This is a genomic window from Acinetobacter sp. TR3 (genome assembly GCF_027105055.1).
In the GTDB taxonomy this organism is placed as follows: Bacteria; Pseudomonadota; Gammaproteobacteria; order Pseudomonadales; family Moraxellaceae; genus Acinetobacter.
Window position 1 is genome coordinate 2,465,083 of record NZ_CP114264.1, and the last position, 14,556, is coordinate 2,479,638.

11 protein-coding genes and 1 pseudogene are annotated in these 14,556 nt (G+C 37.8%); 3 read left to right on the top strand and 9 right to left on the bottom strand.

The genetic code is table 11. The annotated features are described in order from the left end of the window. Positions 1-109 precede the first annotated feature (109 nt). Positions 110-1,243 (top strand): succinyl-diaminopimelate desuccinylase, encoded by a 1,134-nt coding sequence (dapE, locus tag O1449_RS11640; RefSeq protein ID WP_087548326.1) that lies wholly within the window; start codon positions 110-112, stop codon positions 1,241-1,243. A gap of 50 nt (positions 1,244-1,293) precedes the next feature. Here dapE and O1449_RS11645 read toward each other — a convergent pair whose 3' ends face one another. From O1449_RS11645 to pilG, 6 genes are all read right to left on the bottom strand, one after another. Next, the gene (locus tag O1449_RS11645; protein ID WP_269228579.1) at positions 1,294-1,749 is read right to left on the bottom strand and encodes a hypothetical protein; all 456 of its coding nucleotides are present in this window, start codon (positions 1,747-1,749) and stop codon (positions 1,294-1,296) included. A gap of 11 nt (positions 1,750-1,760) precedes the next feature. After that, entirely contained in the window at positions 1,761-6,779 is a 5,019-nt protein-coding gene (locus tag O1449_RS11650; RefSeq protein WP_269238401.1) for an Hpt domain-containing protein, read from the bottom strand. 156 nt (positions 6,780-6,935) lie between these two features. Beyond that, positions 6,936-9,023 (bottom strand): methyl-accepting chemotaxis protein, encoded by a 2,088-nt coding sequence (locus O1449_RS11655; protein WP_269238402.1) that lies wholly within the window; start codon positions 9,021-9,023, stop codon positions 6,936-6,938. A 47-nt stretch (positions 9,024-9,070) separates the two neighbouring features. Further along, a complete protein-coding gene (locus tag O1449_RS11660) occupies positions 9,071-9,607 on the bottom strand; it encodes a chemotaxis protein CheW (protein WP_269228582.1) in 537 nt (178 codons plus the stop codon). A gap of 39 nt (positions 9,608-9,646) precedes the next feature. Further along, entirely contained in the window at positions 9,647-10,009 is a 363-nt protein-coding gene (locus O1449_RS11665) for a response regulator (protein WP_004664659.1), read from the bottom strand. A gap of 19 nt (positions 10,010-10,028) precedes the next feature. Continuing rightward, entirely contained in the window at positions 10,029-10,412 is a 384-nt protein-coding gene (pilG, locus tag O1449_RS11670; RefSeq protein WP_004652356.1) for a twitching motility response regulator PilG, read from the bottom strand. A 280-nt stretch (positions 10,413-10,692) separates the two neighbouring features. On the opposite strand from pilG, the gene O1449_RS11675 reads away from it, so the two are divergent. Next, positions 10,693-11,349 (top strand): hypothetical protein, encoded by a 657-nt coding sequence (locus O1449_RS11675; RefSeq protein WP_269228583.1) that lies wholly within the window; start codon positions 10,693-10,695, stop codon positions 11,347-11,349. Positions 11,350-11,539: 190 nt separating this feature from the next. Continuing rightward, the gene (locus O1449_RS11680; RefSeq protein ID WP_269238403.1) at positions 11,540-13,255 is read left to right on the top strand and encodes a proline--tRNA ligase; all 1,716 of its coding nucleotides are present in this window, start codon (positions 11,540-11,542) and stop codon (positions 13,253-13,255) included. A gap of 57 nt (positions 13,256-13,312) precedes the next feature. Here the strand turns inward: O1449_RS11680 and O1449_RS11685 are convergent, their stop codons facing one another. The 3 genes and pseudogenes from O1449_RS11685 to O1449_RS11695 form a co-directional block, all read right to left on the bottom strand. Next, positions 13,313-13,648, bottom strand: coding sequence for a YegP family protein (locus O1449_RS11685; RefSeq protein WP_269228585.1), 336 nt, complete (start codon positions 13,646-13,648; stop codon positions 13,313-13,315). 147 nt (positions 13,649-13,795) lie between these two features. After that, positions 13,796-14,140, bottom strand: a complete 345-nt coding sequence (locus O1449_RS11690; protein WP_241283108.1) for a zinc ribbon domain-containing protein YjdM — start codon at positions 14,138-14,140, stop codon at positions 13,796-13,798. A 66-nt stretch (positions 14,141-14,206) separates the two neighbouring features. Then, positions 14,207-14,547: pseudogene (locus O1449_RS11695) on the bottom strand (DUF488 domain-containing protein). Between the last annotated feature and the right edge of the window lie 9 nt (positions 14,548-14,556).

Sequence of the window (14,556 nt, forward strand, 5' to 3'; positions counted from 1 at the left end):
TTCGCAAAACCTTATCTAAACATAGATAAGGTTTATTTTTGCATACCTTTCTCTATCATATTCCCCTATTATATCGGTTCAGATTTCACCAGATTTAACCACATCTCGCATGAACCATTCCGATACTCTTGAACTTAGTTTACAGCTCCTACGCCAACCTTCTGTTACCCCTGTTGACCATGATTGTCAAAATATTATGGCCGAGCGTTTAGCAAAAATTGGCTTTAATATCGAAAACATGCGTTTTGAAGATGTTGATAACTTATGGGCACGCAGAGGCACTACAGCACCTGTTTTTTGTTTTGCAGGTCATACAGATGTCGTTCCTACAGGCCATTTAGATGCTTGGAATTCAGATCCATTTTTACCAAGTATCCGTGATGGTAAATTATATGGTCGTGGTTCAGCAGATATGAAAACAGCACTGGCTGCAATGGTGGTTGCATCTGAACGTTTTGTTGCGAAGCATCCGAACCATAAAGGTTCTATTGCATTTTTGATTACATCTGATGAAGAAGGTCCTTCAATCAACGGAACAGTGAAGGTCATTGAAACTTTAGAAGCACGTAACGAAAAAATGAACTGGTGCTTGGTAGGCGAACCATCGAGCACACATCAATTAGGCGATATCGTCAAAAATGGTCGTCGTGGCTCTTTGAATGCTATTTTGACTGTTCATGGCAAACAAGGACATGTGGCCTACCCTCATTTAGCAGAAAATCCTATTCATTCAGCATCGAAGGCTTTAACTGAACTGTGCGATACTGTTTGGGATAATGGTAATGAATATTTCCCTGCGACCTCTTTCCAAATTTCAAATATACAAGCTGGAACAGGTGCAACCAACGTAATCCCAGGCACACTAAAAGTTACTTTTAACTTTCGCTACTCAACTGAAGTGACAGCTGAAATTCTCAAACAACGCGTACTTGAGACTTTGGATAAATATAATTTAACTTATGATATTCAGTGGACACTATCAGGTTTACCATTCCTCACCCCTGTTGGTGAATTAGTGAATGCTGCAAAAACAGCGATCAAAAATGTGACTGGTGTTGAAACTGTTCTATCAACAAGTGGTGGAACGTCAGATGGTCGCTTTATTGCACCTACGGGCGCTCAAGTTCTAGAATTAGGCGTATTAAATGCAACAATCCATCAAATCAATGAGCATGTAAATGTCGATGATTTAGAGCCACTTGCTGAGATTTATGAGCAAATTTTAGTTGAATTACTTGCTTAACATACAAGTTGAGGCAATAAAAAAGGAACTCTTTTGAGTTCCTTTTTTATTTATAACCCTAGTTGGGTTTGAATATTTTGTAGATGAGGGACATAAAACTGTTTTTCCCCAATCTTGACATATTTAAATACGTTATTGTCATCAATGTCTTTTTCTTCATCTACAATTTCAGAAATACGTAAACGAATAGATTCAGGCATTTCATTACAAACCAAAGCAAATCGTTCTGAAACGTCATCACCTTCAACTACCAACGCTACCCCATTTTTATTTGCTGGATCATTTACAGCATAAATAGGAAGCTTGAGATCATGCCATTCAACATGATCAATATTGGTTTGTGTATCCATAGCTGATAACACGATATTCTGTGGTAGCAGCATCGGAACTTTTTCATGACATTTAATAATATAAGCGTCAATAAACCCTGTTGATACCGTAATTAAATGTTGTAACTCTTGTTGGTCAATTTGCCCCAAACCTGAGCTTGCGCTTTTTTTTACCATTAATTTTTACCTCATGAGCGCACTGTTAGTAAACTTTCAATATTTTCCAAGAGTGTTTCTTCTTGGAATGGTTTACCCATATATTGACTTACACCAAGTGATAAAGCACGTTCACGATGCTTTTCACCCGTACGTGATGTAATCATGATAATTGGTAAATCGCGATGTAATTCATGATGTCGAACAAGGTTTGTTACTTCGAAACCATCCATGCGTGGCATTTCAATATCAAGTAACATCAAATCTGGCTTAATGGTTTCAAGCTGCTCAATCGCATCCACACCATCTTTCGCAGTCACAACATCATAACCTTGACGCTCTAATAGACGCGAAGTTACCTTACGTACAGTTACTGAGTCATCGACGATCATAATCAAGCGACGTTCATCATAACGCTGTTTGGTATAAGTTTCATCAGCCTGTTTACTACGTGCTGTAGACTGTGCTTGTCGAGCAATATTTTGACCATCTAAGATCAAACATACCTGACCATCACCCATAATCGTCGCACCAGCAATCACCCCGATGCTTGAGAACTGTTGTCCAATAGGTTTTACAACAATTTGTCCACGAGAACCAATTAACTGATCAACAAGTAATGCTGTCGTTTGTCCCTGTGCACCTTTAACCAACAATACAGGCAATGAGTGAACAACCCCATGCAAACGAGGAATCGGCTGCCCAGCAACAAACTCAGATAAATAACGTAAACGATAGCTTTCTTGATCGATCTTGAAATAATCGTCTTTACTTTCAAAGTATTGTTCTAATGCTGCAGGTGAAATACGAACAATACGGTCAATTTGTGCAAGTGGGAAGGCAAACTGTTGATCGCCCGCTTTTACCATCAAGGCATCACTTACAGCTACTGTAGTCGGTACTCGAATGGTAAATGTTGTTCCTTTACCTAAAACAGAGTTCACACTCACATGACCGCCAAGCGCTTTAATATCGCTCTGAACTACATCTAGACCAACACCACGCCCAGAAATTTGTGTAACTTGTGCAGCCGTACTAAAACCTGGATGGAAGATAAATTGCAGAATTTCTTCATGTTCAAGTTTCTGCTCTTTAGTCATTAAACCTGTTTGAATCGCTTTATCTTTAATGCGATTCACATCGATACCTTTACCATCGTCACTAAATGTCACAACAATATCAGTACCCTGACGACCAATGTCTAAAACGATATGTCCAGTTTCTGGTTTCTTCGCTTGTAAACGTTGCTCTCTGTCTTCAATACCGTGGTCAATCGCGTTACGCAACATATGTTCAAATGGCGCAACCAATTTTTCCAAAATACTACGGTCTAATTCACCCTCAGTATTGTTAACAATTAATTCTGTTGGTCGGTTTAAAGTCGATGCTGTTTGACGAACAATACGTTGTAAACGTGGCAATAATCGAGAGAATGGTACCAATCGGGTACGCATCAAACTTTCTTGAATTTCTGCTTGAATACGAGATTGTTGTAATAACAAGCCTTCAGTATCACGGATCTTCTCAGAAAGCGTGGTCTTAAAGTCAACCAAGTCCGAAGCGGATTCCGCAAGAGATTTTGACAACTGATTTAAAGATGAATATTGGTCCATCTCTAATGGGTCAAAATCTGCGTAGCGAGAGTTCTCACCACCATGACGTGCAATAATTTGACTTTCTAACTCACCTTCCATTCGGCGTAACTGATCTGCCAAACGTTTGATCGCGAGCTCCATCTCCGTTAACGTACCACCCAATTGACCAAGGTCCATTTCGATACGCGAACGGTTAATCGCATTCTCACCTGACAAGTCAATCATTTTCTCAATGACGTCAGCAGAGACACGAATCATCTCATTATTTTGTTCAATACGTTCGGTTGTTTCCCATTCACCTAACATTGATGGAGGTTCAGTACCATCACCTTGAACAAACTCCATTGTATATTCTGGAGTGAAAATATCTTTAGCTGAGAGCTTTTGTGGAAGTTGTGCTGAAACATCCACAAACTCCATATTCTCTAAACTTTGTTTTAATCCATCAAAGTTTGCATATTGACGTTTGAAAATCGCATCACTCAACCAAGCCAGTGCTGTATTGAGAAGATTATCGTAAACGTTTGAATTGAAATGATGTACACCAAACTGTTCAAATGCATTCTCGAGATGATAAGCAACAATCGCAATTGCATCTAACTCAGCCATACGTGCACCACCTTTTAAACTGTGGGCATTACGTTGTAACTGTAAGAGCAAACTACGATTACCACGTTGATCAAACCATTGTCTTAATAGACCTTTGGCTTGTTCAAGTAGTTCTTCCGCTTCTTCTAAGAATGTTTGCTCAACAAGAGAACGAACATCATCATCTAGCGCAACTTCACGAACAATCTCAGCATTTGAAGTATCTTCTAGAACTTCGACCAATGAGAATTCATCAATTGATAAGTCCGTGAGATCATCCATTTCGACCACAGCGTCAACATGATTTTCGGCTACAGGCTCAAAAATAGCAGGTGATGACGGAGTAAAATCAATAGATTGATCTGCTTGCTGAAGCAACTGAAGTACGTGTGTAGCAGGATAATCGAGTTGTTTATCACGAATGGTTTGAATTCGATCTGCAATATCATCTTGTACTGCACGAATGACTGCGATTAATTGTGGGTTCGGTTGTAACTGCTGATTGATTAATTTCTCATAAATTGTTTCCAATTCATGTGCAATTAAACCAATATGACGTGCTTGAATCATATTTGAACCACCTTTTAAGGTGTGCAAATATCGCATCAAGTTTTTCAATGCACCTACATTTTGTTGATCAGCTGTCCATGTATTTAAATCAGCATCAATACCAACCAATAACTCATCAGCTTCTTCAAGGAAGATATCTAGCAAGTCTGGATCAAAGTCACGATTTGAATCACTTGATTGTAAGCTTTGTTTATCTAAAGCAAATTGTGCAGCTAAATCACTCACATCAACAGCATTATGTGTTTCAGTTCTTAACGTATTTACAGAAACAATCGAATCAACCGTGGTTTCCACAGTGGCTGTATGCAAACTATCCAATTCTTCAACGTCGTCAACAGGAATAACCGCTGATGCAACACTTGCTGAATCTTGGTTTGCTAATACATTCAACGCGTGTGTAGCAGGATAATCGACTTGTTTATCACGAATGGTTTGAATTCGATCTGCAATATCATCTTGTACTGCACGAATGACTGCGATTAATTGTGGGTTCGGTTGTAACTGCTGATTGATTAGTTTTTCATAAATTGTTTCCAATTCATGTGCAATTAAACCAATATGACGTGCTTGAATCATATTTGAACCACCTTTTAAGGTGTGCAAATATCGCATCAAGTTTTTCAATGCACCTACATTTTGTTGATCAGTTGTCCATGTATTTAGATCAGCATCAATACCAACCAATAACTCATCAGCCTCTTCAAGGAAGATATCTAACAAGTCCGGATCAAAGTCACGATTTGAATCACTTGATTGTAAGCTTTGTTTATCTAAAGCAAATTGTGCAGCTAAATCACTCACATTAACTTTGTTATTAGAGGACTCAAATTCAGCAATCGGTGCTTCAACTAAACCTGCTTGTTGCTCAATTACAGGAACTTCCAAGAACTCAATATTTTGCTGTGTAAATGAACTCAATTCATTTAATACAAGTTCATGTGCCTTCGTTAAAGTCACGCGCTGCCCTGCAGCCAAGGTATCAAACAATTGAATAAACTGTTGATGTACTTGATAATACAGTTCAAAAGCATAATCAAGATTCAGTAAATTTGGCTTAAATAGCAGATCTTGATAACTAGAACGTAACAAACTTGTATATTGATACATACCAATCGTCGCATGATGATGGGTATGTTCTAATAAAGTTTCAGTTTGCTGACTTAACAGTTGAATATATTGAGGAAATTCAGTACGCGCACGTTTCTCAAAATCAAACTCAACGTCAAGAAGATCATTGATATTCAATTCTAGTAATTGTGAAACTAGACCCTGTGGACGTAAAGATTCACCTTGTTTTTCTTCTAATTGGAAATCGTAGCTATCCCATGCAACATTGAAAGTATTATAAATTTCTTCAAATTTCTGTTGTGAACTTTGGTGTTTCAAGGTGTGCAAATAGTCACGAACAAACTGTGCGTAATGGGTCAAAAGTGCCGTTTCATCAGAACTTGAATCAAGCTCTTCTTGCAATAATGTTTTGAATAAATTTTCAACTTTCGAACTTGCTTCAAACACATGCTCAACATGCGCCATAGCAGAACTGCCACGTAAAGTATGAAGCGCTCGAATTAGCGTATTATAATTATCATTTGTCGGGCGATCATTTAGTAAAAATTGATCAATCGTAGTCAAATGATCTTCTGCTTCTTCCAAGAAAATCGATAATGTTTCTTTGATTAACGCTTCATCATCTAACGAATGGCCTATAAATACAGATTCTGAATATGCTACATCAACAGTATTCTCTTCTACGATAGTATCCATATTTACAGATATCAGTTCGAGACCAGTTGCAGCGTTATCATTCAGCATATTCGATAATTGTAATAACTCGGCTAGCGCTGGTTCTATACTAAGTTGCTGCTGTAGTTGTTGACCTAATAAAACTAAAGGTTTTAAATCTATCTGATGTTTTTGAACCAATTTAAAATCATGTACAAGTTTAAAGCGATAGATATTAAAAATCGCTTTTACATAGTGTTGAATATCTGAATTCAACAACACTGTCCCTGCAAGTACTCGATTTAAAGTATCTTCAACCGTCCACGCCAATTCACCTGAAGATTTGGCACCAACCATCCTTCCAGAACCTTTTAAGGTATGGAAATGTCGGCGAATATCTGTGAGCACATCTTGTTGATTTGGCTGTTCAATCCACTGAACGATTAATGGCTCTAACTCAACAAAGATTTCATCTAATTCTTCAATAAAAATTTCAAGAATTTCTGCATCTTGCTCAAGATAACTATCTTCAGGAAGCGTCATCGTTTCAACTAACGTTTTTAATATTTCTTTCATAGCGGCTTCTTTCGTTTTTATCCACTAATTGTGGCTAAAAATTACGTGTATCTATCACACAAGATGTAGCTCCATGTTAGTCATCATCTTGTAGAGATATTCTACATCTCTTCAAAAAAGGGAAAGGACAGATATACTCTGCCTCCCCTTTGCTGCTTATTCAGGTAGCTTAAAGTCAGTTACAGATTCACGTAATGATTCAGCCATATTTGCCAATTCAGAAACCGAACGAGCTGTATCAAACGTTGCTGTAGTCGTTTGTGACGTAATTTCTTGTACAACATTCATCGTCGTTGCAATGTGACTTGCTGATGCAGACTGAAGTTTTGCTGCATCAGAAATGCTCGCAATTAATTTAGCCAAGTCACCAGATACGGTTTGAATCTCATCAAGTGCAATACCCGCATCTTTTGCCAAGTTCGCACCACGAACAACTTCTGACGTCGTTTGTTCCATTGAAATAACAGCTTCGTTCGTATCTGTTTGAATGGTTTTTACTAAGCTTTCAATCTGTTTCGTTGCTGATGCAGAACGTTCTGCAAGACGTTGTACTTCATCGGCTACGACTGCGAAACCACGACCTGCTTCACCCGCCATGGATGCTTGAATCGCTGCGTTTAATGCCAAGATGTTGGTTTGGTCGGCAATATCATTAATTAAGGATACGATGTTACCAATTTCTTGAGAAGACTCACCCAAACGCTTAATACGCTTTGAAGTTTCTTGAATTTGTTCACGAATGTTATCCATACCTTCGATCGAGCGGTTTACAACTTCTGCTCCATTCGATGCAATTTGTACAGAACGTTGTGCTACTTCAGCAGACTCGGATGCATTCGAAGATACTTGGTCAATCGACAATGCCATTTCGTTCATCGCTGCTGATGCACCTGCAATTTCTTGTGCCTGATGTTCAGAAGCTTCTGCTAATTGGTTGGTAATATCTTGAGTATCTTGAGTATAACGAGCAACTTCTTGAGATGTTTCAGTGATTCGAGATACAAGGTCACGTAATTGATCGATTGCGAAGTTAATCGAGTCGGCAATCGCACCAGTAAAATCTTCTGATACTGTTGCATATGAACGTAAATCACCATCTGCTAAGTCGGCAATTTCATCGAGTAAACGTAAAATTGCATTTTGGTTACGGTCATATTCATCTTGTAGACGAGTTACACGCTCTTTATCTGTATTACTACGTAGAGTAAGTAATTGTAGTGCAAAGAAAAACAATAGACCTAACGCACCAATTAATACAACACCTGCAATAACGTTACTCCAACCACCCTCTGCTTTGTTAGATAAATCGTTTAATGACGTTAATAACGCATCAGATTGAGAAAAGATTTGCGAAGATGCTTGGCGTACACGAACAATTTGGTTTGCGTTTTGTAATACTGTTGCTGCCGCTGATTTCAATACCGCATCATAATCAGATTTAATACTATCTACAGACTCACGTAAATCAGGAGAAGCAATACGATCTACACCAAGTTCTGTACTACCATTTAATTGTGCATTTAAATAAACACCAAAGGTATCAATATCTGCTCCAAAGTCGTTTGCCGAAACGTTTGAGTTATCGGTACCAACTAAAACAGAGTTAATCGAACGTAAAATACGTTCAGCAATAAACACTTGGTTTTTTGTGATAATTACCTGACTACTTGACATGTTCTCACGAACCATCTGATCAACCATCAAGTTATATTCAGCCTGAATTTCAGGAATCGTTTCACTGATCGAAATGTTTGTATCGTATAATTGATTAATGACTTTTTGTTGCGAAGCAATTAACTCAATGTTCTTAGAAACACTCGTCCAAAGTGCATTTGCTTTTTTGTACTCTTCTGAACCAGTACCATATACACTTTCAACCGTCTCTAAATTCTCAGCAAAACGCTTTTTAGATTCAACTAAACTTTTCATTGCTTCAGGTGTACCAGATGCCGTTGCCTCAGTTGCCTGACGAGAAATCATCTGAGATAACAAGCGTAACTCACCCAAACTACGAGTTAACTGGTTATGACGAGGCACACTCACGAATAAATAAATTAAGAGGATAACTGCAAGAGCTAAAGCACCAATCACACGGTATAGAATTGGTTTCGACTTTTCAGTTTCACCAAATAAGCGAGAAAACTGATCAATTTGCGTTCGAGCATTCTCTAAAAATGCACCACCACTCTTAAGACCAGTACTATCACCACTACTACCATTTTTCTTTTTAAGTTTAAAGCCCATGTCAGCTTCTCCCCTGAATACGCGTTTATTTTCCGTAGCGTATCAAATTAGTTTATAAATTTAATTGATGCATTCATATATTGAGGATTCTGCAACAACCGACTCAGTAAAAACACATGCCATTGCTGATTATGTTGATGGAAGTATCCCTGACAATAATCTTTCAATTTATTATCTAGATCAGCACTTTGTGAAAAGAAACTCTTTTTATTAAAGTGCTGAATCCCAAGAACTTGGTCGACAACCAAGCCAACATAATGGTCTTGATGGCTAATGCATATTACTTTTTGTGTTGGTGAAAACTGACTCCGTTGTCCTGAAATAAAATGTGTTAAATCAGAAACTGAAAGCAATCGACCACGAATATTTGCCAAACCACGTACCCATGCCTGAGTATTAGGAACAGGGGCATATTTTGGAGGATAAATCACCTCCGAAATTTCCCCTAATGGTGCAACAAAATATTGCCCTAACATCTCAAATGCGATACCAGACCAACGGCTGACTTCATTTTGAGTTGAAGCATATTGTTTGTTGCCTCGCTTGGATAAGCGAAGCAATTCGATAAATCCATTTGCTGCCATACCCTATCCCGTATTGAGTAATGAAAAGGCTCGTACGAATTAACTTAATAATTGTTTAATCACATCAATTAGCTGTTGCTCATCAATCGGCTTGGTCAAATAATCACAAGCACCTTGACGCTTACCCCAAACACGATCTGTTGCCTGATCTTTGGTACTTACGATCACAACAGGAATATGCTGCGTGTCTTTACCTTTGCTAATTTGGCGTGTCGCTTGGAAACCATTCATTCCTGGCATTACCACATCCATTAATACGAGATCTGGTAGTTCTGCTTGGGCCATTGTGACACCGTCAGCGCCATTGGTTGCTTCTAAAACTTCATAACCGTGCTTAGTCAAAATTTCTCTAAAGCGAAATGTTTCAGTAGGTGAATCATCTACAATAAGTATACGAGCCATTTTTTCCTCAATTTAAATTTTATGCGCTAACGTGATTACGAATCGCATTTAACAGCTCATCTTTACTAAATGGCTTAGTTAAATATTCATCAGAACCCACAACACGCCCTTTAGCCTGATCAAACAAACCGTCTTTGCTTGACAACATAATCACTGGGATATTTTGATAATTTAAAGAATTTTTAATCAGTGCACAGGTTTGATAACCATCTAAACGAGGCATCATGATATCGACGAACACGATATCAGGATTTGCTTCTGCAATTTTTGATAATGCTTCAAAACCATCAACAGCGGTGATCACCTCACAACCTTCTCGTTGTAAAAGCGTTTCAGCTGTACGACGAATCGTTTTTGAATCGTCAATCACCATTACCTTCAAATTTTGAAATTTATCTTCCATTTAATTGTCCTGCCCCATTCACTCAATACAAATTATGGTTGGTTTAATTTGTTTTATACAGATCAGTTGATATTTTTAACATATCTTTACTTGCATTATCAATGAGGTTTTTTGAACCAACCTGTCAGTTTTTGATAACAACAACAAATTGCTCACACTTTTCGTCAAATTCCTAAATTTTTTGTATACTAACTATTTTTAATTGTCTAAATAGCTACTAATATACAACTGATTATTATTTAAAAATAAGTGATTTAGTTAACTTTTTCCGGGGAATGTAATGACTGGTTCGTTAAAGTGCGGTTTCGGCATTAGCCACTTTACAACGATTGCTCGTAATTACATTTGCGCGTTTTTTTTATTGATTTTTTGCAGTTCAAGTTTTGCAGCTACAGAGCAGCCTAGAGCTGTATGGTATCGTTATTATGATAAAAATGGTGTGGCTAATGTGAGTACATCAGTTACGCCTGAACATATTCGTTATGGTTATGAAGCACTTGATCGTAATATGCAAGTGATCAAACGCAACCGTGCTTATAACGCAACAGTAGATGTACAACAATCTTCTCGTCGCGAATCTATGGCACGTCAACGCGAACAAGATATGAGATTAAAACGTGCTTATGGAAATACAAAAATAGCGGCAACAAAAAGAGATCAAATTTTGGCTAATTTGAAAAAGCAACTTAATTATCAACAAGAACAATTACAACAGCTACAACAAGACAAAATTGGATTTAAGCGACAAGAGATGGAATATCATCGTAAGGGAGAAACGCTCCCCGCTCAACTCAAAAACAATTTGGACAATAATGCCAAGAATATTGAAAATGTAAAAAGAACAGTAGAAAGTTTACGTAATGCATATCATAAAACTGAAACAGATTATGTTGATATTATTAACCGTTTAAAAAATATTGAACAAGAAACACAATAGACTTAAAATTTTTCTTGCATGGTCTCTCAAAAATATTAAATCTAACTTTTCATAGTTTTAATTCATTCAGCTTGCTTTAGATTACACGAAATTCAATGATTCATGTCATAATGCCAATTGCTTAAACCCGAGTAAATGATTTTGCTCGTTTGAGTATTTCTAAATAACACTTAACTTTAGGACAGTTTCCATGCGCGCAAGCCGCTTTTTATTTGCAACGTTAAGAGAAACCCCAAATGATGCTGAAGTCATTTCGCACCAGCTCATGTTACGTGCGGGGATGATTCGTAAATTAGCTTCTGGTTTATACTCTTGGTTGCCCATGGGAACACGTGTTTTAAAGAAAGTAGATGCGATTGTTCGCGAAGAAATGAACCGTTCAGGCGCATTAGAAGTATTTATGCCTGTCACTCAACCTGCTGCGCTTTGGGAAGAATCTGGTCGTTTTGAACAATACGGTCCAGAATTACTTCGTTTCAAAGATCGTCATGATAATCCATTCGTGCTTGGTCCTACTCATGAAGAAGTCATTACAGATTTGGCACGCAATGAGCTGAAAAGTTATAAGCAATTACCGGTAAATTTCTATCAAATCCAGACTAAATTCCGTGATGAAATTCGTCCACGTTTCGGTGTAATGCGATCTCGTGAATTTATTATGAAAGATGCTTATTCTTTCCATGCAACTCAAGCATCGCTACAAGAAACCTATGATGTCATGTATGACACCTATAGCCGTATTTTTACACGCCTTGGGCTAGATTTTCGTCCAGTACAGGCAGACACAGGTTCTATTGGTGGTTCTGCTTCACACGAGTTTCATGTACTTGCTGCAAGTGGCGAAGATGATATCGCATTTTCCACTGAATCTGATTATGCCGCTAACGTTGAAATGGCAGAAGCATTGTTAGTCGGTGAGCGTGCTGCGCCTGCTCAAACAATGACCTTAGTCGATACACCAAATCAGAAAACAATTGCCGATGTTTGCAAATTTTTAAACAGTGATGCAAAACTATCTGTAAAAGCTTTACTTGTACAAGGTCAAACAGATGAAATTGGCAATACACCAGTTGTTGCTCTATTCTTACGTGGTGATCACGAATTAAATGATATTAAAGCTGAAAAGCATCCTTTAATTGCTGCACCTTTAGCATTTGCAACTGAAGCACAATTAGAACAACACGGTTTAACAGCAGGTTTCTGCGGTCCACAAGGTTTAGTTGAAAAAGGCTTAACCGTGATTGTGGATCGTGCTGCATCCGTATTATCTGACTTTGTTGCTGGTGCAAATGAAGTCGATAAACATGCGACAGGTGTGAACTGGGAGCGTGATGCAAAATTCACCGAAGTTTATGATTTACGTAATGTTGTTGAAGGCGACCCTTCTCCAGATGGTAAAGGTACACTTCAAATCAAACGTGGTATTGAAGTCGGTCATATTTTCCAACTCGGTACAAAATACTCAGAAGCTTTAGGGTGTAAAGTACTCGGTGAAGATGGCAAACCATTCACTGTTACAATGGGATGTTATGGAATTGGTGTAACACGTGTAGTTGCAGCGGCAATTGAACAAAATTTTGATGACAAAGGAATTATTTGGCCTCAAGCGATTGCTCCATTCGACATTGCGATTGTGCCAATGAATGCGCATAAATCACCTCGCACCCTTGAAGCCGCTGAAGCGCTTTATGCTGAATTACAGGCTCAAGGCTATGATGTATTGCTTGATGATCGTAATGAACGCCCAGGAGTAAAATTCTCTGATCTTGAATTAATGGGTATTCCTCATCGTATTGTCATCGGTGAAAAAGGTCTTGATGCAGGCACTTTTGAGTACAAAGGTCGTCGCGATCTTGAAGCAAGCAATTTAGGTAAAGATGAACTCTTAGCTAAACTTGTAGGCTAATCTTTATCCTAGTAATAAAAAAGCCGTTTAATAATAAACGGCTTTTTTATTGAAAGCTTAAGCTGTTAGATCTTTGATTGTTTCTGAAGAGCCGTTATTTTTAACAGATTCTATCCCTTTATCACGAGATTGCTCAGTTGCATAAAGCTGACTTGTACCAATCACCTGATGATTAGCCGCCTTTAAATTAAAATAAGCTTTATCATTTTTTGAGGTTAGTTTTTCATAGCGCGCTTCATCTGAACTATTTTTTTGAACGGATGCAATCCCATTTAAAGCGGATGCTTTGGTTTTGTAAAGTTCACTATTCAAAATAGCTTCACCATTCCCAGCCTTAAGTACAAAACGATATTGACCATCACTTGCTTGATTTACCTCAAACCATCCTGCCATAAATACCTCTTTTATTTGAGTTGTTTTGATTGTTATAGCTTTATTTATAGATTATTTTTTATACCAATAGAAAATGATTTATTGTTCACTTTTGGTAAGTTTTTGAATAGCAAAGGGGCACTGACATACCCCCTTAAATGATTTGAACTAAATCTTTTTTACAAACTCAGATTTCAATTTCATTGCACCGATCCCATCGATTTTACAATCAATATTATGTCCATCATTCGCATCAACTAATAAACGAATGCTTTTCACTTTCGTTCCAACTTTAACTACAGATGATGAGCCTTTGATTTTTAAATCCTTTATGACAGTGACGCTATCACCATCAACTAAAATATTACCGTTAGCATCTTTAATAATCTCTTGTTGCTCTGAAGCAGATGTCTCCCCTTCTTTCCATTCATGTGAACATTCAGGGCAGATCAATAAGTCGCCATCTTGGTAAGTATATTCTGATTGGCATTTTGGGCAGTGTGGGAAAGACATAAAAACATCTCAAAACCACTATTATGATCGATAGATGCATTTTTTCAAAATTTAAGCTTGAATAGCTTATCCAATTAAGTAATTTTTAAGTACTAGGGCATAATTAAGCTTAGGATCTTTAGCTGCGTAAATGAGTGTTACTTGCTGTTGCTGTGCCATGTCTCTAAGCTGATTTACATAAGGGTTACTTTAAGCTCTCCATAATACCCTTCCTGAAAACTCAGCAAATGTCCAACCTTATGACAAAACGCTTTTCTCAATTCAGCTGAGGGGGCAATATCTTTAAGCCATAAATCTAAATGTGCCTGCTGTTTCGATATTCCCATTGGCCGTAATCGATCTACTAATATACGCTGTCCATCAGTCGCTTCTAAAACATCATAAATACGTTTAATCTCAATTTTCACATCAGCCTA

Excerpts from the sequence above, each read along its gene's own strand:
- dapE (WP_087548326.1), top strand. The coding sequence starts at position 110 with ATGAACCATTCCGATACTCTTGAACTTAGTTTACAGCTCCTACGCCAA.
- O1449_RS11645 (WP_269228579.1), bottom strand. The coding sequence starts at position 1,749 with ATGGTAAAAAAAAGCGCAAGCTCAGGTTTGGGGCAAATTGACCAACAA.
- O1449_RS11650 (WP_269238401.1), bottom strand. The coding sequence starts at position 6,779 with ATGAAAGAAATATTAAAAACGTTAGTTGAAACGATGACGCTTCCTGAA.
- O1449_RS11655 (WP_269238402.1), bottom strand. The coding sequence starts at position 9,023 with ATGGGCTTTAAACTTAAAAAGAAAAATGGTAGTAGTGGTGATAGTACT.
- O1449_RS11660 (WP_269228582.1), bottom strand. The coding sequence starts at position 9,607 with ATGGCAGCAAATGGATTTATCGAATTGCTTCGCTTATCCAAGCGAGGC.
- O1449_RS11665 (WP_004664659.1), bottom strand. The coding sequence starts at position 10,009 with ATGGCTCGTATACTTATTGTAGATGATTCACCTACTGAAACATTTCGC.
- pilG (WP_004652356.1), bottom strand. The coding sequence starts at position 10,412 with ATGGAAGATAAATTTCAAAATTTGAAGGTAATGGTGATTGACGATTCA.
- O1449_RS11675 (WP_269228583.1), top strand. The coding sequence starts at position 10,693 with ATGACTGGTTCGTTAAAGTGCGGTTTCGGCATTAGCCACTTTACAACG.
- O1449_RS11680 (WP_269238403.1), top strand. The coding sequence starts at position 11,540 with ATGCGCGCAAGCCGCTTTTTATTTGCAACGTTAAGAGAAACCCCAAAT.
- O1449_RS11685 (WP_269228585.1), bottom strand. The coding sequence starts at position 13,648 with ATGGCAGGATGGTTTGAGGTAAATCAAGCAAGTGATGGTCAATATCGT.
- O1449_RS11690 (WP_241283108.1), bottom strand. The coding sequence starts at position 14,140 with ATGTCTTTCCCACACTGCCCAAAATGCCAATCAGAATATACTTACCAA.